Source organism: Candidatus Borrelia undatumii (genome assembly GCF_020882015.2).
Lineage (GTDB): Bacteria > Spirochaetota > Spirochaetia > Borreliales > Borreliaceae > Borrelia.
Genome location: NZ_CP086555.2, coordinates 660,025 through 684,198, shown reverse-complemented (window position 1 = coordinate 684,198; position 24,174 = coordinate 660,025). Strand labels below are relative to the sequence as shown.

At 32.5% G+C, this 24,174-nt stretch carries 16 protein-coding genes and 2 tRNA genes; 12 read left to right on the top strand and 6 right to left on the bottom strand.

Annotation, left to right across the window (positions count from 1 at the left end):
• Window positions 1-76: 76 nt before the first annotated feature.
• Genes LKV13_RS03265 through LKV13_RS03250 form a run of 4 tightly spaced genes read left to right on the top strand, consistent with a single transcriptional unit; the run spans window position 77 to window position 3,794 of the window.
• On the top strand, window positions 77-1,123 hold the full coding sequence (locus tag LKV13_RS03265; protein WP_229089340.1) for an ABC transporter ATP-binding protein: 1,047 nt from the start codon (window positions 77-79) through the stop codon (window positions 1,121-1,123).
• Between the two features lie 2 nt (window positions 1,124-1,125).
• Window positions 1,126-1,929: an ABC transporter permease gene (locus LKV13_RS03260; protein WP_229089338.1), complete on the top strand. Its 804-nt coding sequence runs from the start codon at window positions 1,126-1,128 to the stop codon at window positions 1,927-1,929.
• 9 nt (window positions 1,930-1,938) lie between these two features.
• The gene (locus tag LKV13_RS03255; protein ID WP_229089337.1) at window positions 1,939-2,730 is read left to right on the top strand and encodes an ABC transporter permease; all 792 of its coding nucleotides are present in this window, start codon (window positions 1,939-1,941) and stop codon (window positions 2,728-2,730) included.
• A 26-nt stretch (window positions 2,731-2,756) separates the two neighbouring features.
• Window positions 2,757-3,794, top strand: coding sequence for an ABC transporter substrate-binding protein (locus LKV13_RS03250; RefSeq protein WP_373464042.1), 1,038 nt, complete (start codon window positions 2,757-2,759; stop codon window positions 3,792-3,794).
• Window positions 3,795-3,835: 41 nt separating this feature from the next.
• Here the strand turns inward: LKV13_RS03250 and LKV13_RS03245 are convergent, their stop codons facing one another.
• The 3 genes from LKV13_RS03245 to zwf form a co-directional block, all read right to left on the bottom strand.
• Window positions 3,836-5,173 carry a Na+/H+ antiporter NhaC family protein gene (locus tag LKV13_RS03245; RefSeq protein ID WP_229089335.1) on the bottom strand — a complete coding sequence of 446 codons (1,338 nt, stop codon included), beginning with the start codon at window positions 5,171-5,173 and terminating at the stop codon, window positions 3,836-3,838.
• A gap of 29 nt (window positions 5,174-5,202) precedes the next feature.
• Entirely contained in the window at window positions 5,203-6,537 is a 1,335-nt protein-coding gene (locus tag LKV13_RS03240) for a Na+/H+ antiporter NhaC family protein (protein WP_229089334.1), read from the bottom strand.
• 215 nt (window positions 6,538-6,752) lie between these two features.
• On the bottom strand, window positions 6,753-8,189 hold the full coding sequence (gene zwf, locus LKV13_RS03235; protein WP_373464041.1) for a glucose-6-phosphate dehydrogenase: 1,437 nt from the start codon (window positions 8,187-8,189) through the stop codon (window positions 6,753-6,755).
• A gap of 163 nt (window positions 8,190-8,352) precedes the next feature.
• Here zwf and LKV13_RS03230 point away from each other — a divergent pair, with 163 nt between their 5' ends.
• The 5 genes from LKV13_RS03230 (at window position 8,353) to LKV13_RS03210 (ending at window position 18,447) form a co-directional block, all read left to right on the top strand.
• A complete protein-coding gene (locus LKV13_RS03230) occupies window positions 8,353-9,798 on the top strand; it encodes a nicotinate phosphoribosyltransferase (RefSeq protein WP_229089332.1) in 1,446 nt (481 codons plus the stop codon).
• An 8-nt stretch (window positions 9,799-9,806) separates the two neighbouring features.
• A complete protein-coding gene (locus tag LKV13_RS03225; protein WP_229089329.1) occupies window positions 9,807-13,031 on the top strand; it encodes a PD-(D/E)XK nuclease family protein in 3,225 nt (1,074 codons plus the stop codon).
• 5 nt (window positions 13,032-13,036) lie between these two features.
• Complete coding sequence (gene recB / locus LKV13_RS03220; protein WP_229089327.1) at window positions 13,037-16,483, top strand: exodeoxyribonuclease V subunit beta; 3,447 nt, start codon at window positions 13,037-13,039, stop codon at window positions 16,481-16,483.
• A 16-nt stretch (window positions 16,484-16,499) separates the two neighbouring features.
• Window positions 16,500-18,326: an exodeoxyribonuclease V subunit alpha gene (recD, locus tag LKV13_RS03215; protein ID WP_229089325.1), complete on the top strand. Its 1,827-nt coding sequence runs from the start codon at window positions 16,500-16,502 to the stop codon at window positions 18,324-18,326.
• Between the two features lie 47 nt (window positions 18,327-18,373).
• Window positions 18,374-18,447: transfer RNA gene (locus tag LKV13_RS03210), tRNA-Asp, on the top strand.
• A gap of 94 nt (window positions 18,448-18,541) precedes the next feature.
• Here the strand turns inward: LKV13_RS03210 and pfkB are convergent.
• Window positions 18,542-19,459 carry a 1-phosphofructokinase gene (pfkB, locus tag LKV13_RS03205; RefSeq protein ID WP_229089323.1) on the bottom strand — a complete coding sequence of 306 codons (918 nt, stop codon included), beginning with the start codon at window positions 19,457-19,459 and terminating at the stop codon, window positions 18,542-18,544.
• A 91-nt stretch (window positions 19,460-19,550) separates the two neighbouring features.
• On the opposite strand from pfkB, the gene LKV13_RS03200 reads away from it, so the two are divergent.
• Window positions 19,551-21,395: a fructose-specific PTS transporter subunit EIIC gene (locus tag LKV13_RS03200; RefSeq protein WP_229089321.1), complete on the top strand. Its 1,845-nt coding sequence runs from the start codon at window positions 19,551-19,553 to the stop codon at window positions 21,393-21,395.
• 26 nt (window positions 21,396-21,421) lie between these two features.
• On the opposite strand, the gene LKV13_RS03195 is transcribed toward LKV13_RS03200, so the two are convergent.
• Window positions 21,422-22,147 (bottom strand): hypothetical protein, encoded by a 726-nt coding sequence (locus tag LKV13_RS03195; protein WP_229089319.1) that lies wholly within the window; start codon window positions 22,145-22,147, stop codon window positions 21,422-21,424.
• Window positions 22,148-22,241: 94 nt separating this feature from the next.
• Here LKV13_RS03195 and LKV13_RS03190 point away from each other — a divergent pair, with 94 nt between their 5' ends.
• The gene (locus LKV13_RS03190; RefSeq protein WP_229089317.1) at window positions 22,242-23,510 is read left to right on the top strand and encodes a M18 family aminopeptidase; all 1,269 of its coding nucleotides are present in this window, start codon (window positions 22,242-22,244) and stop codon (window positions 23,508-23,510) included.
• Window positions 23,511-24,083, top strand: a complete 573-nt coding sequence (rnmV, locus tag LKV13_RS03185) for a ribonuclease M5 (protein ID WP_306701197.1) — start codon at window positions 23,511-23,513, stop codon at window positions 24,081-24,083.
• Here rnmV and LKV13_RS03180 read toward each other — a convergent pair.
• Window positions 24,052-24,124, bottom strand: a tRNA-Asn gene (locus LKV13_RS03180). The genes rnmV and LKV13_RS03180 overlap by 32 nt on opposite strands.
• Between the last annotated feature and the right edge of the window lie 50 nt (window positions 24,125-24,174).

Genomic DNA, 24,174 nt, shown 5'->3' with positions numbered 1-24,174 from the left:
ACATAGAAATTAATATAAAGTATAATCTACTCCTGTGCATTCTATGGATGCTCGCATGAAAGGGGGGTTCCATTAGTTGAATAGTTTTATCCTGGAGATTAAAGACTTAAGTCATTACTACACTGATAGTAGTAATAAAACTCTGGATGCGATTAATTTAAAAGTTAAAAAAAATGAATTTATCACGCTGCTTGGTCCTTCGGGTTGTGGAAAGACCACGCTTATTAAAATATTGGGGGGCTTTTTAAATCAAAAGGAAGGCGATGTTTACTTCCTGTCAAGAGAGATTTCAAGAATCAGCCCTGATAAGAGAGAACTCAATACTGTATTTCAAAATTATGCGCTATTCCCACACATGAACGTTTTTGACAATATTTCATTCGGACTTAGAATAAAGAAAATGAGCAAGGACTTGATTAAAGAAAAAGTAAAATCATCTCTTTCTTTAATTGGAATGCAAAAATACGCTTATAGAAACATCAATGAATTATCTGGGGGGCAGAAGCAAAGAGTTGCTATTGCAAGGGCAATAGTTATGGAGCCCAAACTTTTACTATTAGATGAACCACTCTCCGCGCTCGACTTAAAGATGAGACAAGAAATGCAAAGAGAGCTTAAGAACATACAAAGAAAGCTCGGAATCACTTTTATTTATGTAACTCATGATCAGGAAGAAGCCTTAACAATGAGCGACAGAATAGTCGTAATGAACGAGGGTATAATTCTTCAGATTGGAACACCTGAGGAAATATACAACGAACCTAATACGAAATTTGTAGCTGATTTTATTGGAGAGAGTAATATTTTTGATGGAATATACGAAAAAGAGTTTGTTGTTAGCATGTTTGGCAAAAATTTTGAGTGTCTTGATAGGGGGTTTCAAAATAAAGAACCTGTTGACCTTGTAATACGACCGGAGGATGTAAAGATACTCCCCAAAGGAAGAGGACACTTGAGTGGAGTTATAACCTCGGCAATATTTCAGGGCGTTCACTACGAAATGACACTAGAGATTGAAAAATCTAACTGGCTAATCCAGAGTACGAAGCTTACAAAGGTCGGCGAAGAGGTTGATATATTCCTAGAACCTAACGACATCCATGTAATGGGTAAAAAACAATAATGATGAATAAAGTGACGTTGATTTTATATGTTCTATTTTTGTCAATTTTTGTTGTAATCCCACTTCTCATAGTGATAACCCTCGGCTTCCTTAATGAGAATAACGAATTTACATTTGCGAATTTTAACAGGCTGCTGGAACCAAGTTACTTAAGAATTTTCTCAAGAAGCACCAAACTCGCATTAATTGCAACCATTTTCTGTATTCTAATTGGGTATCCTACAGCATGGTTCATATCGATATCGAAAAAAAGTATTCAGAACATACTCATAATAATGATAATACTTCCCATGTGGGTTAATACCCTACTCAGAACTTACGCTTGGATAAGAATATTAGGGAAAAATGGAATTATTAATAACTTGCTTGAAACAATAGGGCTTTCAAGTATAGATTTAATCTACAACGAACGGGCTGTTACAATCGGCATGGTATACAATTTTCTACCATTTATGGTGTTGCCCGTATATACGGGACTTCTAAAAATTAAGCCTGAATACATTGAAGGAGCAAGAGACCTTGGGGCAAGAATGTGGCAGATTTTGCTATACATAAAGATACCATTAACATTATCCTACCTTGCAACAGGAATAATAATGGTATTTATTCCCTCAATTACGGTATTTATTATCTCAGACTTGTTAGGCGGCTCTAAACAGATTTTGATTGGAAATTTAATCGAAAAACAATTCTTATTTGTAGAAGATTGGAATACTGGAGCTGCTATTTCCTTTATTGTCATGATAGTAATACTAATGTTTAATCTAACAATACTTAAGTTGATGCATAAAAACCATTTGGAATAAGGACTCAATATGCTTAACATACTAAAAAACACTTTTTTGTTCTTCACATTTGCATTTATCTATGCACCCATAATAATTTTAGTAGTTTACTCTTTCAATGCAGGTGATCATGGCTTTTTTTGGCAAGGATTTAGCTTAAGATGGTACAAAGAAGTTTTCGAATCACAGCAAATAAAAATCGTGATATACAATACTTTATCTGTGGCAATACTATCATCTTTGGTTTCTGTTACAATTGGCGTTCTGGGTGCTTATGGTATCTATAAAACTAAAAATAAAAGAATAAAAACAGTTTTGTTATCAATCAATAAAATACCAATAATTAATCCTGACATAGTAACTGGCATTAGCCTGATGACATTTTACTCAGCTATAAAAATACAACTAGGATTTCCCACTATGCTAATGTCGCACATCATGTTCTCAACGCCCTATATAGTGATAACGATCCTACCCAAGCTATATTCACTTTCAGAAAATATCATTGATGCAGCTCGTGACCTTGGAGCATCAGAGAGTCAAATATTTAAAAACATAATATTCCCAGAAATAATTGGGGGAGTGGCAACAGGCGGGCTTATTGCATTTACATTATCCGTTGATGACTTTTTAATATCCTTTTTTACCACAGGACAAGGTGTTAACAATTTATCAATACTTATAAATTCTTTAACAAAGAGAGGAATAAAACCTATAATAAATGCAATTTCTTCTATTTTATTTTTCGTAATACTTGGTCTTTTATTCATAATCAATAAATTTGTAGGAATTAAAAAATTAACAACAGACACAGAAATTTAGATAAAAGGAGTTTAATTTTGAAAAAAATATTAACAATATTAATTTTAATAATTCTATCTTGTTCTTCCGGAGAGAGAAAAGACACCCTTAATATTCTTAATTGGGCAGAATATATTGATGAAAACTTGTTGGCTCAATTTGAAAGAGAAAATAATATAAAAATAAACTATGAAATTTTTAATAACAACGAAGAAATGATGGCAAAGTTTAATAGCACAAAAAAGTACTATGACATAATAGTACCCTCAGAATATTTAATTGGTGAATTAGCAAGTGAGAATAGAATTGAAAAAATAGATCATTCAAGGTTGCCAAATGTAAGAGATAATATCTTGAAAGAACTTACAAACCTAGAGTATGATCCTGGAAATACTTATTCTGTACCTATGTTTTGGGGAGTAATGGGGATACTTTATAACAAAACAAAAGTTGATATGCAAGATATGAATGGATTTGATGTACTGTTTAATGAAAAATACGGCAAAGAAATTGCAATGTTAGATTCTCCAAAAGAAAATATTGGAGTTGCGCTTAAGCAACTTGGTTATATGTTTAATGAACACGACATATCTAGAATAAGGGAAGCGGGAAAGATATTGAAAAAACAAAACCCCTTGCTAGTAGGTTACTTCTCAGATATTGCTGCAAAATCGCTAATACTTAGCGGGGAGGCATCTATTCAGTTAACATGGAGTGGAGAAGCCCAAGACGCTATGATAAAAGATGCAAATCTAGATTTTTACGCCCCGGAGGATACAAATCTTTGGGTTGATGTAATGGCAATCCCATCAGATGCACCTCACAAAGAACTTGCCTATAAATTCATAAACTTTCTTTATGAGAACGATGCATCTTATGCAAACTTTCAAGAGACAAGATATAATTCACCAAACAAAAATACGCTGGATCGCTTAAAAGAGGAAACAAAGAGTAACCCTGAAATGAAAATATATTTGGAAGAAAAATTTGTTCCAAAAGATTTCTCAAAATTAGAAGTATTTAAAACAGTACCTAAAGAAGTAAAAGAGGAACAACTAAGGATATATGTAGAATTAGCTTCATAAGATCGTCTAAAAGGAAACAATCATTTAAGAAAGATTGTTTCCTAGGTTTTAGCAAAACTAAAAATATAATTTTTCAAACTAATGCCAACTATAGACAGAATAATGATGATACCCAAAAAGGCTTGGTAGAACAAAAAGGAGATTATTTCAATTGGAGATATAGTTCCCTTGGCAAGATTTATCACACTTATCATGTGCATACCATACGGCAAAACCCCGATTAAAGCACAGGAAGAAACAGAAAGCAAGGCCGCGCATCGTTTAGGACATACCGAATTATTCTCAGATATTCCCCTAGTCACAGTCCCATTAACTAAAATCGCAAGACCACTATTTGCAAGAAATCCTGTCACTATAACTATCAAAAAAGTAATTGTAAACTCAGCGCTCCTCTTACACCTAGCGAACCGCTTCATCTTATTTAAGACCCACTCAAATCCTCCGTGCCTAATGGTCATATAAGACACGCCTCCTGTAAAAACAACAAGAATAATCATATCACTTAAACCCAGTAAACCTCCATTAATACTTTTAGAAACTGAAAGTAAAGTTAATTCACCATATAAAATACCAATACCACCGGCAATCAATATCCCAATGAATAAAACCAAAAAAACATCTACACCCAGGAACGCAAAAATTATAACAAAAAGGTAAGGAAAAACCTTTAAATAACTAATCTCATCAAGCTCACCAAAATTAATACTTTCAACAGATGAACCCACAACAGCGAATGCCACAGTTGCTAAAGCAGCAGCCGGAATTGCAAAACAGGCTCCACCCTTAAAAACGTCTCTAATCTTAACTCCCTGAGTACGACTTGCAATAATAGTTGTATCTGATATTAAAGACATACTATCTCCAAAAGCACCACCCCCAAGTACAGCGCCTGCAACCATTGCCAAAGGAATTCCACTTTTATTTGCTATCTCAAGTCCAATTGGAGTAATAGCTACAACAGTACCCATAAAACTACCAGTTGAAGTAGAAAGAAAAAGGCATATTAAAAATATACCTGCTACCAACAAATTAGAAGGTATATATTTAAGTCCAATGTTTGCTACAGTTTCAACACTACCTATCTCCCTACAAACGGAAGAAAAAGCACCTGAAATCATAAATATTAAATAAATAAACGCGATATCAAACTGCGCGCATCCCCTAATAAATTCATTTATTTTATCTGTAAATGAACCCTTAAACAAAAGAAATGCTGAAACAGCGCCTAGCAGCATAGCAACTATAGGTGGCATCTGATAAAAAGCCATCTTAACACCTTGAACTTCTAAAACTATCCCCGTTCCAATATAGACAGCAATAAAAACAAGGAAGGGAACGAGTCCTAAAAAATTCGGTGTCACGCATTTATTCGTATCCATTTAAAACCTCCTTTATAAGCCAAATAAACTCAATTTCTAGAAAAAGCCCAAGAAAATCTCTTAATATCAAGACCAACCATAGATAAAATCACAAAAAGTAACAAAAATAAATGATAAATTAAAAATGACATAACACCCATAGGAGAAACAAGTCCATCAAAAAATCCTATCAGGATGATCATTTGAGCCCCATATGGAATAAAGCCCTGGAAAACACAAGAAAAAATATCCAAAAGTGAAGCACTTCTACAGGGAGATATCTTATTCTTAAGAGATATTTCCTTTGCAAATTTGCCACAAATAAGAATAGCAATCGTATTATTAGCCAGAAAAACATCAACTACAGATGCAAGAGATGCTATTGCAAATTCTCCAGAACGCCTGCCTCGTATTAAATACTTAAGCTTAACTAAAACCCACTTAAACCCTCCATTTTTAATCACAATAAAAGACACCCCTCCCGTAAGTATTGAGAGAAAAATTAAGTCACCCATACCAAGAAATCCCTCGCTAATTTTTTTCATCACATATAGAAATTGCAAATTTTCATAAAAAATACTAATAACGCTTACAAATAAAATGCCTACAAATAAAACAAAAAAAACATTTAACCCTAGAAGAGATAAAACAATAATGGCAAAATAAGGTACTACCTTAACTAAATCTATTGAACTGTCAACCAAAGATTCCAGATTAACCAAGTCGTTTGATAGGAAATAAAATCCAAAGAAAGCAAATACAGCTGATGGGAATGCATAAACAAAACTGGCCTTAAAAACATCTACAATACTGCTCCCCTGAGTACGACTTGAAACAATAGTTGTATCTGATATTAAAGAAAGGTTATCGCCAAAAACAGAACCACACATCACGGAGGCCGCCATTAAACTTAAATTAACGCCAGCTCTACTTGCAATCTCAAAAGCAATAGGAGCAACTGCTACAATCGCCCCAACAGAAGTCCCTGCTGAAAAAGAAATAAAACAAGTAACCAAAAATATGCCCGAAACGACCCATCTGGATCCTATGTATTTAAGGCCAACATTAGCAACAGCTTCAACACTTCCTATTTCTTTACAAAGAGAGGAAAAAGCACCCGCTAATAAAAAAATAAGACACATCAAAATAATGTCATACTGAGAAGCCCCTTCAACAAAACTGTGAATTTTATCCTCTAGCTTTCCCCGAAAACCCAAAAACCCCGTAACAGATGCAACAAACATCGCAACACTTGCAGGAAACTGATAAAAAGCCATCTCCACACCCCTAAACTCCAAATAAACCCCAGTCCCTAAATAAACCATTACAAAAACAACAAAGGGCAACAGCCCTAAAACACTCGGTTTAACTTCAATATTCCCCATACAAAACATCCCCAAACACAAAAGAGCAAGCTAAAAGACACTAACCAATTATGCCCCCCAATAGGCATATTGCTGTAAGTCTACCACAAATAAACCAATATCTCGGTATTCCATTAAGAAATAACAAATCTTGGTTCAACACAAAGAAAAAACCACAACCATGTTTTCTTAAGTTAGTCTCCATTGTTAAATTAATAGGCGCATAAATTTACTGTTTACATACTTCGCCAAAAATGACCCTTCTCTAAAATCATATTTGCCTCTTGTGGCCCCTCGGATCCATAAAAATAGTCCCAATTCTTAACCTCCCCCCACTTATTAAGAATATCTGATACAAATTCCCAAGAACTATCAATCTCGTCATTACGGGCGTATAAAGTCCTATCCCCTAAAAAAGCATCAAGGAGTAAACGCTCATAAGATTCTCCAAAAAATTTACTAAATGAAGAATGATAAGAAAATTCCATATTAGCTTTCTGAATCTCATAATTATATCCTGGTCGCTTAGTATTAAACTTAAACTCAATCCCATCTCTTGGTTGAATTCTGAAAATCAAAGCATTTGACATATCGTTCAAAGCGGTGTTAAAAAGAGTAAAATCAGGCTTTTTAAACTGAATATATATTTCCGAAAATTTCCTTGCAAGTGCTTTTCCCGTTCTTATATAGAATGGGGTGCCAGACCAACGCCAATTATTAATAAAAACCTTCATTGCCAAATAAGTTTCGGTATTTGAAGCCTCTAAAAATTTCGCTTCTTCTCTGTATCCTTTTCTTAAAAACCCCTGTACTCTAGAACTTACATATTGCCCTTTAATAACATGAGTTCCAATTTCCTCCTTATTGAATTTCTTCAAGCTCTTTAAAACCTTGACCTTTTCATCATGAATAAAGTCCGAATTAAATCCGATAGGTGAATCCATTGCAACAAGACTTAAAAGTTGCAAAATATGATTTTGAAACATATCTCTTAAGGCGCCAGCAGAGTCATAATACTCAAACCTACCATCAATACCCATCTCCTCAGCAACCGTAATTTGAACAAAATCTACATAACGATTATTCCAAATACTCTCAAAAACAGAATTCCCAAATCTGAATGTAAAAATATTTTGAACCGCTTCCTTGCCCAAATAATGATCTATCCTATAGATTTGATCCTCTTTGAAAACAGAGTAAAGAAGCGCATTTAGACACCTAGCCGTATCAAGACTGCTGCCAAATGGCTTCTCAAGAACGATCTTAGAACGTGAAAGAGTATCCGTTGATGAATATGGCTTTAAATTTTCAATTATTGCCCCATAAAACTCAGGAGCAGTAGAGAGATAATATAATCTCTCTCCTGTTTCGCCCAGTAGATTAAAGAGTCTAACGTAGGCTTCCTTTTCTTTAAAATCTCCTGACAAATAAACGAAAAACCTTAAAAAATTTTCTACTAAAGCCAGTTCCTCTTCTTGCCACAAAGCATCTTTAATATGAAGTCTGAACTCTTCTTCGTCATTAAAAATCCTACGTGAAAATCCAATAACCCTAAAATTGCTAATATAGCCATCTTTATACAGACTAAAAAGGGAAGGAATAAGCTTCCTTCTTGATAGATTTCCAGTAACCCCAAATATTACAATATCGAAACCAGATACATTCTTTTGCATCACAAAATATCTCCAGTGAACAATTATACTATTATCATTAAGTCAAAACCTATGGAGCAATTTTCATAAAAACAGCTTCCCTTATTTTAAGTTCACTTTAAGCACATAAAAAGAGTATTTCTGGATTAGAAATCAAATATTGAAATAATGTATAATGTGGTAAATGGATAATATGTCCTTGTTTACAGACTTTTATGAACTTTCAATGATGAATGCCTATTTTGTTAAAGATATCAACCCGAAGACAAAATTTGAAATGTTTTTCAGGAAAACTCCCTTTAAAAACGGCTATATAATTTTGGCAGGGATGCAAACATTGGTTAGCATTCTAAAAGAACTTCATTTTGAAGAAGAAGAAATTGAGTACCTGGAAACACTGAAATACTTTGATAGGGGATTTTTAAAATACCTAAAAACACTCAAGCTAAACATAAAAATAACATCAATAGAAGAAGGAAGAATTGTTTTCCCCTTTGAACCCATATTAATTATTGAAGGAAAACTCATCGAACTTTTACTCATAGAGGGATTGGTACTAAACATAATAAATTTTGAAAGTCTAATTGCCACCAAGACGGCAAGAATCAAGGAAGCAGGAGCTAAAACTATAGCTGAATTTGGCCTCAGAAGAGCTCAGGGGATTAATGGAGCTCTCTCGGCAAGTAAAGCCGCCTACATAGGAGGGGCTGACTTTACAAGCAATGTACTTGCAGGATACAAATACAACATACCTGTTACTGGCACAATGGCTCACAGCTGGGTGATGAGTTTTGAAAGCGAAGAAGAAGCTTTTTGGGAATACGCAAAGACATATCCAAATAATGTAAGCCTACTTATTGACACTTATGACACGCTTAATAGCGGACTTAGGAACGCAATCAAAGTTTTTAAATCACTGAAAACAAATGGAAATCAAAATTTTTCTGTCAGAATTGACAGCGGAGATCTTGAATACTTAAGTAAGGAAGTAAGGAAAGAGCTTAATAGGAATGGACTATTTGAGGTCAAAATAATTGTATCTAACGAACTCGACGAAGATATTATTATTTACCTAAACTCAATTAATGCTCCCATTGATTATTGGGGAGTGGGCACACATTTAGTTACTGCAAAAGGAGACCCTAATCTTTCAGGAGTATATAAAATGATATCAATTAAAAAAAATGGCGAATTTATTCCTAAAATGAAAATATCAAATAATATCGAAAAATCAACCCTACCCTCTCATAAAAGAATTGTTAGAGTGTACTCTGACGAGCAAATGATTTTTGACCTCATCTTTTTAAAGGAAGAAGAAGAGGAGGTAAAGAAAATATTAAATTCAAGAAAAAAATTCACAATTTACCATCCTTTACAAGAAAACGTATTTAAAACAATAGCGTCCTATGAGACTTTCGAGTTTTTAATGGACACCACCTTTGAAACCAACAAAATTGATCAAGCTTCAGATAGAAGCTTGGAAAAACTAAGGTACAGAGTTCAAAGTGATCTTAAAAAGATTGATCACACATACAAGAGAATAATAAACCCTCACATATACAAAGTAAGCATCACAGAAAACTTAAGAAGCTTAAGGAACAAACTAATTAAGGAAAGCAAAATTGTGTAAACTAATTTATGTATAAAATATATAAAACGAACAAGGTTTGTGCAATTTATAATAAAATCCAAGAATTGATTAAAGACGATAGTGTCTTTAAAAAAGAAACCATCCTGGTTTTAAATAGCAATGTTCTGGAAGATGCAATTAAAAAATATTTAGCAACTCTAAATGGGGTTTCATACAACCTCAATGTAAAAAAAAACATAATGAAGGTGATATACGACCTTTTAGTAGAAAACCAGAATATAAAATACTTTCTAGAAAACAACACATTACTTCTTTATTCGGGAACAGAAAAGTTTATTCTCTACAACATACTAAAAGAAAACAAAATCAAAAGCATTAAACAATTCAAATCGACAAAAAACAGATATATTTTCGCATCAAAAATAGTAATCTTATTTCACGAATATTACGATAAATTTTTTAAAATTATTGAAAATTGGAAACAGGATAGAGTCCTATTTCAAGGCAAAATCAACTCTCGATACGAATCAATGCAAAAGGAGATGTTTAAAAAACTATTTAAGAACCGAGTCAATATCCTCGACCTACATAAACAGATAGAAAATGAAATAAAAGATAATCCCGAAAGTATTGAAACGAAAAGACTAATCATTATTGGAAAAACAAGAGAAGTTGACAAAAAAATACTGTACTATTTGCAAAAAATTTTCAAACTGGATGTGCATGAACTGGTTTTAGAAGACATTACTCAATACAAATCTATCTTAATAGAAGAGCTTCTTCCAATAAAAATAGAGAACCACGATTTAGGAATACAAACAGAGGAGGAAATTGACACTAAATTATTTAGAGAAAAAAATTTTCTAGCAAGCTTTAAAAACAGCATAATAGCAAAGACCTCTCCATTAAGCCTAGATAACAGTTTTAAAATAATAGAATCAACAATACAAAAGCGAGAAGTAGAAATCCTAGTAAACAATATTTTACACTCAACACAAAATAGTAATTTAAAACTAAGTGACATTATAATAACCTGTCTTCCAAATGAAATAGATGTATACCTACCATACATAGAAGAATTTTTAAACAAACACGATCTTGATTTTGATGTACTAGATTCCAAAGACATTTCAAAAAATAAAAGCGTAATTGCCTTAAAAAAATTAATGGAGCTGTTCACCTCAAACAGGGGTAATATTAGCAACTTTAATAGAAAAGAAATAATAGACTTTTTAAGTAATACTAGGGTCATGAATAAATTCAATATCTCAATGAATGAATTGCAAAATCTAATAACATTTAGCGACATTATGAATATTAACTTTGGAATGAATGATACTCACAAAGAAAACCTATCATACGACAAAAACTTTTTAAACTCATGGGAAGACGGGTTTAACAGATTCCTAACGTCTGAAATTTTTGATGAAAAATATGAAAACGAAACCTTTCAAGAAAACATAAGCTTTCAGGATCCAGACTCAATAATACAACTGACAACCATAATAAAAAGTTTGTATGAAGATATAATTTACTTTAAAGGAAGAGAATACACAATATATGAATGGGCAGAAATAATAGAAATGTTTATAAATAAATACATTAAACTTGAAGACGATGACAAAATTGACGAGTATATAAAAACAAGAGTGCAATATCTCAAAAATTTTTCAAGAGATTTTAATGAGAATCTTCACAAAGACTACATGAAAAAAGTAAAAGATACAAAAGTCGAATTTGCACTTTTTAAAATAATGTTTGAAGAAAGTTTAGAACAACAATCATCTCAATTAATGAACCAAAACATAGGAATACTTGTTGCAAGCTCTGATAGAATTGAGTATTTACAAAAATCTGAAATCCACTTTCTGGGAGCTGACAAATTAAACTCAAACATCTCCTTCGATAACATGAATTTATTAAATGAATATTATGATTATGCCAATGTAGAGCAAAAAAAGATCTCAAACTTAATTAATATAATCTTTGCAGCATCAAATAAATTTTATCTTTATTATTCACTAGGCAAATCTTTAAATACTGACATTAACAGACCCAAAGTAATACACAAGTTAATAAATTACATAAAAGATATGGGACAAGAGATAGAAATTGAAACACACCCAATAGAAAACTATGATTTTGAATATTTTAAAGAGCGAAAAGCTAATCACCTAATAAGTTATGACACAAATGCCTTCAACATTGCAGAATCACTAAAAAATGGCAACCATAAAAAGTTTACACAAAAAAGAATAAAATTGAGAGGACCAATCCCATTAGAAATAAAAGATATCAATAAAGCCATCACCAATCCGTACAAGCACTTTTATGAAAAAACATTAAATATATATATTAAAGACATAAGTCACATTAATGAAATAAAGGAAAAACAAGAAGAACAGATTATAGATGTTATTAACTTTAACTATAATCTGATGAATAATTTCTTTCCAATACACAAGTATATAAAAGATGAAATTAGTGAACATCAAATAATTGAAAGAATAGATAGAATAATTGAGCACAAAATTCAGAGGGGAATGGTTCCCCTTAATTTCAAAAAAGAGATGATTAAGGAAGAATTCATGTCAAAATTTAATGAAATAAAAAATAACATTGAAATAAATTTTAAAGAATTTTCCAAAATGAAAAACGCCGATATCAAATTAAATAAAATAATACCTATTAACTTTGAAGATGAAACACTAGAATTTAAATTAAATGGAAAACTTGAAAACATATACAAAATCGATAATAGGTATTATTACTTCCATTTAGAAAAAAAAGAATATAGCACAAACACTATCACTAGGAAAATAGATCTATACATAATGGGATTAATTTTAAAGAGCGAAGTCGAGAACATGCACTCAATTCAGGAAATAAAAATCTCTTATGAAACTGCTCAATTATCATTTGAAAATGCCTATGAGGACACAGAGATAAACCCTTTAGGGCTTGAAAATCTACTAAAACAAATCGCGTATATTTCAAGCTACCCCACCCCCATTTACAAAGACTTAATAAGTAAAAGCTTAACCAAAATAAAAGACATCAACGAATTTTCTACCGCACTAAAAGCACAAATAAAATGCCCTCAAAAAAGCATTGCCACCACAAAAAATATGGAGTATTTTCTTACACAAAAAGACATCACATGGTGTCCTTACTACAATAGATTTAACGACACCAATGAGCTAGAAATAGACGAAGGTCTAGAAAAGCTACTAAAAGACTTTTATAATAAATTTGTTAAAATGCAAAGCTAATTTTTATGCAAGAAATAATAGACAAAATTGAACGCAATGGAAAAATACTAATTGAGGCATCAGCAGGTACTGGGAAGACATATGCGCTAGAGCAGACCATTACAGGCCTACTCATAAACAAAATATACTCCCCAGGAGAGGTATTGGCACTGACGTTCACAAAAAAAGCAACAGAAGAAATGAATGTCAGAATATTAAAATCAATTGAGAATACATACAATAATTCAAAAACAGACAAATCACTAAAAGAAATTTACGCACAATCAAATAAAATTTTCATATCAACTATACATAAATTTGCACTATATTCCCTGAATAATTTTCAAATTGAAACAGAAAATTTCTCTCAACACAGGGTAAAAGAAAATTTCACATCAGAAATAGACGAAATAGTCTATGAACTTTTAAGAAAAACAGAAGTACTTAAAAAAGAATTAAAAATAAATAATTATGAATTTGATATCTTTAAATCCAATTTCGGAAACACAGAAGAGATGCTTAGAAACATAAGAAACGCTTATAAAAGAGACAAGACAGAAGAGCTTGGAGATTGGATAAAAAAACAAACCATTTTTCAAAAAATAATTACCAATAAAGACAGACTAATTCACGAATACAACCTAATAATAAAAACACTAGACACTATGAATATGGAAGAAAAAAGAACCTTCATTAACAAACATAATCAAGGAACTAAAATCTCAGAAATCAAATACAGACATGAAGAGGACATAGTAAAGATAACAGAAATACTTATAAGCAATCAATTCTTACGCAAAATAATAACATCTAATATTAACAAAAACACTATCCTTTCGGATAAGGAAATACGGATTAAAAACTCTTTAATAGAGCTCAGCCGCAAGACAAGCACAGACAGGGACATAACCTCTGACAAAAAAAGCAACCTTAGAAAATATATCAAATTAAGTGTAGAACATAAAATTCTTAAATACATAGAAAAAGAGATTGAAAACTTTATTAATGCAACAAATACAATAGACCAAAGGCACGTGGTATTAAACTTTAGAAAACACCTGAAATCTCACGACGGAAACCTATTAAATTCAATAAAAAGTAGATATAAAATAATACTAATTGATGAAGCACAAGATTTAGACCTTGTACAAATGGAAATATTTGAAATTCTGAACTCCTGTGGCATAAAGTTAGTGTTTATAGCCGACCCCAAACAAATAATTTATGCATTCAGAAATGCCGATGTCTCATTTTATAACCAGGGAATGAGTCATAAAATAAAGGATGATGCAAGGATAACTTTAGGGACAAACTATAGATCAAATAAAAAATTAGTTAAACCTTTAAATGTTATCTTTAGCAACATCTATAGCAAGACTTGGACATCAAAAATCGAACAGATTGAATTTAGTAGCTCAAAAACAGAGCCCAAAAATGACAGCAATATCATTTTTATAAATGATAAAGAAATAGAGGGAATAAACATAATAGAGGATGAAGAGAACAAAAATATTATACAAAAAACAGCACTTACAATTAAATATTTACTAACAAATGGCAAAATATACGAAAATGACAAACCTAGAAAAATTAAAGAATCCGATATTGCAATACTCTGCAGAACATCAAAAGAAATAAATTTAATAGATGAGGCTCTTAAACGCCAAGATATCAAAACAAACAAAATTGAAAAATCATTCTTTAAAACGAAAGAATTTAACGAAATATTTTATTTAGTAAAATGTCTAGACAGAAATCAAGAATTTAAAACCTTAAACTATATATTAACAAGCCAAATAATAAATCTTCCATGGGAATCGCATATAAGTTTCATGGAAAAAAATGAGATGCACTACATAGAAGAATCCATTAGCGACATCATATATTTACTTGAAAATAAAGAAATAACACTAACGAAAGCAATAGATATGATTATATCAAACAAAGATTTTTGGATAAAACTGGCAAAAAACTTTAATAATCCAACTTTTACTGAATTTGCAATCACAAAAAAGAGCTATAGAGAAACGCTAATAAATGAGAAAAAATTTGAAGAACTTAATAATCATGAGGCAAGCCTAGACCTTATTTCCAAAATTTACTACCAAGAAAAGGATGTAGCATCGGTAATATCTACCCTAGAGAATCTCATAATCAACAAAGATTTTGAAGAAGATGAAGATAATAGAAATGGTAAAGACAGCAAATCAATAGAAATACTCACAATCCACAAATCAAAAGGACTAGGCTTTAATATCGTCTTCTTAATAGGGGATCTTCAAGATAACAAAAATAAAACCTTACTCAAACCATCTGAGCCATTTTATAAATTTTGTTCGGAAGACAAAATAGAATATGACTTTCTAAAATTAAAAGAAAATCAAGAATTTGCTACACTTAAATTCTTAAACGAAGAGAAAAACCTTTTTTATGTAGGAGCAACAAGAGCTCGATTTGCTCTCTTTATTATCAATAAAGGGAAAATAACAAAAATAATGCTTGCGTTAGCAGAAATAAAAACAATCCTGGGTATAAATTTAGATTTCAATGTATACAACTTACTACAAACCCATCAATTCAATGAATGGGATACAGATCCCAACGCAAATGTGACTCTAGTACCCCCATCACCAATAAATAAAAATCTATTCAAAAAAGAATATACACACAGCTATACGAGCCTTGCAGCAATTCATAAGTCTATATACCGTACAAATGAAGAAATAAGAAATGAGGCAGATTATGATGATGATGACTCTGGCAAAGAAACACTTCCAAGAGGTAAAGATATCGGAAATATTTTGCACTCTATTATGGAAGATATAAATTTTAGCTATGCAAAAGGTACTTTTGAAAATTTTCAAGAAATGAACATCAATCTTATACAAAAAAAAATAAGATATTTTAACTCAAATCTAAACACGTCTGAGATACAAGAAGCACTTGCACAGATGATTTACAATATACTAAATATAAAAATTGAATTTATTAACGCAAGATTATGCGATGTCCAAGAATTACAAAAGGAAATGGAATTTTTAATTAAAATAGATAGAAAAACTAGCGGAGAAAGGAATCTTCTTTTGAATTGTAAAGAACCCAATGTAAGTTTAAAAGACGGATACGTCAAGGGTATAATCGATCTTACATTTAAAATTGACAATAAGGTATACATTCTAGATTACAAAACAAATTATCTTGGACAAAGCATACAAGACTATAGCCCAGAAAACTTAAAAAAAATAATGAAACAAGAACGCTATGACTTACAATACAAAATTTATGCACTAGGAATAAAAAAAATACTCTTTAAAAACATGGACAAGTACAATAAAAGCTTTGGAGGAATAATCTACCTTTTTACAAGGGCTTTTAGGAAAGGAACAAAAAATCAATCTGGCGCTCAGAATGGAATCTACACAGCCCTACCAAACTTTAAAGAATTGGATCTAGAACAAATAGTTACAAATTGAATATTGAAGGGAAAATATGAGAAATTATTTAGTCTTAAGAGAATTCTTAAAAGATGATAAAAGAAATTACTTATCTCCCGAAATCAAAATTTACGAACTACTTGAAACGTTGAATATAAACATAGAAAATTATTGTAAATCTCATCTCCTTGTAGGTAAAATCAGAGACAAAAAACATAAAGAGCTTACCATATTCTTAATATTTTTGTTCGATTATTTTTCTAAAGGACATTTAAGAGCTAATATTGACTTACTAACAGAAAATATTAGAAAGACAATAGAGGGTGCCTACCTTGGTCTTGAAGAAGAGGATGAATTTCATAGAAAATCAATAAAAATACTAGAAGAGCTTAAACAATTTACAAGAATAACTAAAATCAACGAAATGGTGTCATTGTTAAAGCAACGTAATGTAATAAGAGATTTTAAGTTAGGTGAAAAAATAACAACCCCATTAATACTGGAAAATAATATTAATATCTACACTCAAAAAAATTTCAGGGAAGAAGAAGAATTAATTAAAAAGATAGACGAAAGACTTAAAAATAGCAGAAGTAAAATTAGCGAACAAAGAGTACAAAATATAATGACAAATTTAAATACTGAAGGCTTAAGTAAAGAGCAAGTAAGCTCAATTGAAAAAGCTTTAAAAAGTAACTTTTTTATACTCAGCGGCGGTCCTGGCACAGGAAAAACAACAACTATCAATTATATTCTAAAAGCAATTGATATTAATTTAGAAGCTAGACAAAAAGTAGCCTTGATGGCGCCAACGGGGAAAGCAATTCAAAAGCTAAAATCAAGCTTAAAATCTATATTTAAAAACCTTGAAACAGAACATGGTACGGTGCAAAAATTACTAAAAATTTCATTTATCAACAAAGGTTACAAATACAATGAAGAGAATCCTTTAGAATTCGACATAATCATAATTGACGAGACATCTATGATAGACGCAAGCACTTTCTTAAAATTACTCAAGGCAATCAATATAAAAACAAAACTTATAATAACGGGAGATAAAAATCAACTTCCATCAATATCTGGAGGTAATGTATATGAAAGCCTTGTTAAAATAAAAGACATAAGCAATGAAGCTGTAGAAATACTTAAAAAGAATTTCAGAAGCAATCGTGAGATTGTCTTACTAGCAGAAGCAATATACAAAGAAAATGAAGACTTAATCTTTAATCAAATTAATAATAGTAACAGCATAGTCTTAAAGGAAATAAACAAAATAAGCATTGAAAATGAACTGCTAAATTACACAAAAACCCTATACAAAAATACTTACAGTTTTAACCTTAACTTATTAACAGATGACAAAATAGAATCAATTCTTGATGTTCTAACTAAAAAAACCATCTTATGTTCAAGAAATTTTGGAAAATTTGGGACAAAAAGGGTAAACGAAAGCATAAAAATGTATTTAAAAAGAATTCATGGTAATTTAGTTGGACAAATCATTCTTATTACTCAAAATGACTATAAAAATGATTTATTTAACGGAGAAAGGGGTATTCTATTTAAGAAAAATTCCAAAATTTACGCCTTGTTTAAAAGAGAAAATGAACAATATAAAAAAATAAATTTTAACTTGTTAAATAAATATGAACTCAGCTTTGCCACAACAATACACAAAAGCCAAGGCTCTGAGTATGAAAATGTAGTAACCATAATAGAGGATCATCCTTTCTTAACAAAAGAGCTGCTCTATACCGCAATAACAAGAGCTAGGAAAAGCATAGAAATAATATCAAGCGAAGGTATCATTAAGAATGTTAGTCGAAAAACAATAGATAGAGATTCAAAAATATGGGCACAACTATACGCATTAAAATAAATTGACAAAGAAAAATAAAAACAATATACTTCTAGAGTGTTGTTTTTGGGGGTGTAGTTCAGATGGTTAGAACGCCTGCCTGTCACGCAGGAGGTCGCGGGTTCGAGACCCGTCGCTCCCGGTATTTGAAGATGCTTGCTCTTGTGTTTGTTTTTGTGTTGGTGAAAGCGCGTGTGTGTGATCTGCCGCACAGCGCTCTTGTGAGTCTGATGTTTTTACGGTAAGATCTGCTCGACTTTAACGTTAGCCAGAATTTTTTTGACATCCTCAAGGCTACAGAGTTGCCCCTTAAGTGCTGTCGCAGTACCCGATGTAACCCCGAACTTAAAAGAATGATAGAGGGACTCCCCGTTACAGTAGGCATATACAAACCCTGCAACAACAGAATCTCCTGCCCCAACTGTACTAGGTGAGGCAAATATTGGAACAGTAGCCAAATAGGAATCTTGAGCCCTTAAAAGAACAGCTCCTTTATTTCCCATTGATACTATGATATTTTCAACACCCTTATCTATCAACCCATATCCAGCCCTGATTATATCCCCAACAGAACTTAACTTGATACCTAAAAGCCCCTCAAATTCCTTAATATTCGGCTTTATTAAAAAAGGTTTAAGCTCCAAAGCTTCCTGCAAGGCCATACCACTGGTGTCAACAATTAAACTAACATTGTCAGAAATATGCTTACCTATTTCGTTATACGCCCTATGACCAAGTGAATCTGGAACACTACCAGACATTATCAATATGTCATTATTATTTAATTGCTCCAGTTTTGAAATCAAAAGCTGAAAATCACTCTCAAGTATTACAGGTGAATTTCCGTTGATTTCTGTTTCTTCTTTATTAGACATCATTTTGATATTTACTCTAGTATGCTCAGCTATTCTAACAAAGTCATGTTTTATTCCTTTCAAATCAAGAAAATGTTCTATATAACTACCGGTAAATCCACCCAAAAACCCACACGCTATACTTTCCGTATCAAAATTCTTAAGTACACTACTGACATTTATACCCTTACCACCAGCAAAAAAGCTGCTCATAAGAGTGTTATTAAGACGCCCCTCCTGAAATCCATCTACAACTATCTTATAATCAACAGCAGGATTAAGAGTTAAAGTATATATCAAGCCAGCCTCCTCATAATTAGATAAAATCATTAAATAATTATATGGTTTACCATCATGTATTATATACTGTTTATGACAAGGAGTCTTTTCTATGAAACATTTATTCTTTGAAAACCTAATTTTATTGGACTATGAGACTAAAAACAAGGATGATGTAATTGAAAGAATGGCAACTATGCTTAGTGAAAACGGATATCTGAACGACAAAGAAACTTTTATAAAGAGTGTAAAAAAACGAGAAGAAACAAATGGAACAGGCCTTGAGGAACACATTGCGATGCCGCATGCAAGGGGCAGTTTTGTCAAAAAACATGGCATCGCTATATTGCGAGTTAAGGGAGAGGGATTTGACTTTAATGCTTCTGACGCGAAGCGTTCAAAATTATTCTTTATGATGGCTGTTCCTGAAGAGGTTACAGGAAATGCACATATTAAAGTAATTTCTGCTCTTAACAGCATATTTAGTAACAGAATATTAAGAGAAGAAATTATGAACACAAGCGATAAAAGTAGGCTCACAGAAATTCTTTTAAGTAATAAAATAGACGAGGCAATCAATAAATCTAACTCTACAGACTTTATCCTCGCCGTAACGGCTTGTCCTGTGGGCATTGCCCACACATACATGGCAGCCGAAAGCCTAAGGCGTGCTGCTGATGAACTAAATGTAGAGATAAAAGTGGAAACTAATGGTTCCAGTGGAATTGATAACCCAATAACAACAGAAGACATAATAAGAGCAAGGGGTATAATAATTGCTTCTGGAAAAACTGTCCAAAAGGAAAGGTTTAATGGCAAACCATTAATTGAAGTTGACGTAAAAGATGGCATACACAAGGCAAAGGAGCTTATTCAAAATATCCTTGAAAACAAAGCACAAATTTATAAAAACAAAACTGTAGGCACAAAAAACGAACAAGTCACAAAAACAATTGGAGCATATAAACATTTAATGAATGGTGTTTCCTTTATGCTTCCTTTTGTAGTATCAGGAGGAATAATAATTGCAATATCATTCATGTTTGGAATTAAAGCATTTGATAAAAATGATCCAAACTATAATAAAATAGCAGATATTTTGATGAAAATCGGGGGCGAAAATGCCTTTTTCTTAATGATTCCAATGCTCGCCGGCTACATTTCATTCAGCATAGCAGAGCGTCCCGGTCTTGCTCCTGGAATGATTACAGGGCTCATGCTGAGCAAAGAAAACGCCGGTTTCCTTGGTGGAATATTGGCGGGATTTATTGCAGGATATATAACTTTGGGCGTAAAGTCAGTAAGCCGTAAGGCCATACCTCAAACTTTAAGCGGAATAAACCCTGTTTTAATCTATCCCTTTTTTTCAGTACTTATATCAGGGTTTCTGGTGCATATCCTACTAGCACCAATTTCGTTTATCAACATATCAATAACCAATATGTTAAACACACTCAGTGGGACAAATATGGCATTGCTTGGTGCCCTGCTAGGAGGAATGATGGCAATAGATATGGGAGGGCCTGTAAACAAAGCGGCATACGCATTTGGAATCGCAATGATAACTGCCCACAACTATATCCCCCACGCAAGCATAATGGCAGGTGGAATGATTCCTCCACTTGGGGTAGCGATTGCGACCAGTATTTTCAGCAATAAGTTTTCAAAAGAAGAGAAAGAAACTGGTAAAATTTGCTATTTTCTGGGGGCATGTTTTATTACAGAAGGCGTAATACCCCTAGCAGCAGCAGACCCCTTAAAGGTAATACCTGCCTGCATACTAGGATCATCAATAGGGGGCTTTTTGTCTGCATTATTTGAGGTAAAACTCATGGCTCCACATGGAGGAATTTTCATCCTTCCAATAGTAACCAACCCCCTAATGTGGATAACATCCATACTAATAGGAAGCGTGGTAACAGCAATATCACTGGGACTTATGAAAAGGGAGAATTGACTACTACTTCTTTTAATATGGAAGCCTTAATAGACCAATCTTAATTTTATTGGATTTTCTAGGCTCAAGCCCTCAACCATATTCAATTCAAATTCTAGATTATTTAAATTAGTTTGCTTAAAGCCAAATTGTTCCTGAATTTTCCTTGAAGTTTTTATCTTAATCTTAAGATTAGAACCATCTATGAGCTCACCTGCCCTGCTAGTAAAATCTGATAAAAAGTAAACCAGAACATCTCTATATTCCTTTCCAGTCATTGGGACTTCCTCTGATGGAAGAAGAGCTGCAAGGACGTCGTTTATTGATTCTTTATTCTCATTAATAATCTTTGTAACGTTTTCTATATTAATATCAATATCAATAATATTTTTGCCATTCTTGTTCTCTACCTTTAATAGTGGCATTTTTTCCTTTTCTAAATAATTCTTCAGAACCTTAACCAAACTATCAAACCCAATAACAAGTTTAAGAGAATCACCCTTCTCCTCAATCTCCAAAAGACTGAGGCCTGATTCTTTTCCCATATCTTTAAAATATTTTCTTATCTCATCGACAGGAAAAAGAGGCATCCTGGCTACTTCCTCCCCTCCAAGAGTAGCCACAAGCTCTCTCTTTATCCTTTCAAACTCCGGGTTAACATTAAACACCACTGAAACTGTTCCGCTCATATTATCCCTTAAAGCAACTGTTGTACTGGCTGTACAAGCAATAAAAGTTAAAGACGCGAACCACAATTTACAAAAATTCTTCATTAAATCTCCTTACCAATATATACACATATCGACTATTATAATAGTATATAAGTTATAAAAACAATAAAAACAAAACATCAGGAGGACACTGACAGTGAACGAGCGAACTCTAGATATATCGCATTTCCAGAACCTATTAGATGCAAGCCTAACTCCTTACCATCTAGTAAATTACATTGAGCAGAAATTGGTACATTACCTTAATGCTCAGGAATTAAAGCTTACTGAGAAATGGAAATTAGAAGCAGGATATTACTATATTAAAAAAGAAGGCACTTCTCTTATTGCATTTAACATAAATACCGATAAGATACACGAGCCGTTTTTGATAGCAGGTGCGCACTCTGACAGCCCCGGATTAAAACTTAAAATAGAGTCTATAAAGAACAAAGGAAATGTTTTTTCAAATCATATCGAAGTTTATGGAGGTCCAATTATTTCGACTTGGACTGACAGAGATTTAACTTTGGCAGGTATTGTGTACTTTAATAAAGATGGAATTATTAATTCGGAACTAATAACAATTGAAAACATTGGAATTATACCAAATGTTGCAATTCATTTAAACCGAAAGATTAATGAGGGATTTGCATATGATACCCATGAAAATGTTGTAGTTATTACCAGTCTCAAAAAAAGCATTAAAGAAATAATTCTGAATAAACTCAACATATTGGAGAAAGATTTTCTATCCTGCGACTTAATCTTTACAGCATCCGAGGTTTCTAAAATAATTGGTAGCGAGGGTGAATTTTTAGCATCAAAAAATCTTGATAACAAATCTGGATGTCACGCCATCATGAATGCATTTGTGCACACAAACAACGACAAGAATAAAGTAGCTGTGTTTTTCGACAATGAGGAAATTGGATCTTTAACTTCAAGAGGAGCTGATTCACAACTATTGACAGAAGTATTGGAAAGAATTAATGAGGCTTTAAATTTAAAGAGAGAGGAACACTTAATAAAGCTAAACAAATCTTTCCACATTTCAATGGATGGTGCACATGGGGTTCATCCAGGATATATAGACAAACATGACCCAAAATACGAAGTAAGCCTAGGAAAAGGTGTAACTATTAAAAGTAATGCCAATTTCAAATATGCAACAACAGCACACGGATATGCAAGACTTAAGTCATTGGCTATGAAAAACGACATTCAAGTCCAGGAAATAATATTGAAAGCAAATGTCAATGCTGGAACGACAATTGGACCTATTACTAACGCCCAAACGGGTATTGAAACCATAGATATTGGGACTCCAATGTGGGCAATGCACTCTTTAAGAGAAACAATCGCGATATCAGACCACAGAGATGCAATCAAATTGCTTAGATCATTTTTTGAAAATTGGGACTAAATTCTGGAAATAATAAAAGAAATCATTGTAGTTGAAGGCAAGGACGATGCTAGGAGGATAAAAGAATTATTTAGGTGTGCCGTAATTGAAACTGGAGGTTTTTATCTCAAATCAGAAACTATCAATGTGCTAAGGCGCGCTGTGGCGACGCATGGAATAATTATTTTCACTGACAGTGATAGAGCTGGGAGCTTAATTAGAAAACAAATAGTTAAGAGACTAAAGTGTTCAAATAAAGACAGCATTAAGCATGCTCATCTTGAAAGTAAAAATAAAGAAGTTGAAATGTCCTCTAGACTTGAAGTAACAAAAGTGTTAGCAAATGTAGCAACTTTTTCAGACAGAAGAGACAAAGAAGATCTAACCTTAAATGATTTAATAGAACTTGGTCTTACGGGACTACAATCCAGAGAAAGAAGGGAAAAGGTACAGAAACATTTTCAACTGGGTAACGGCAATAACAAAAGGCTACTTGAAAGGATCAACTACTTTAAAATAAAACGGAAAGAGATAGAAGAGCTAACCAACACAGAAAACAGAACTCCCCCAGAAGGACTTGAACCTCCGACCTAGTGGTTAACAGCCACCCGCTCTACCGACTGAGCTATAGGGGAAATACACTAAAGGTATTATCCTAAATTGATTTTTTTTTGTCAATTAAATC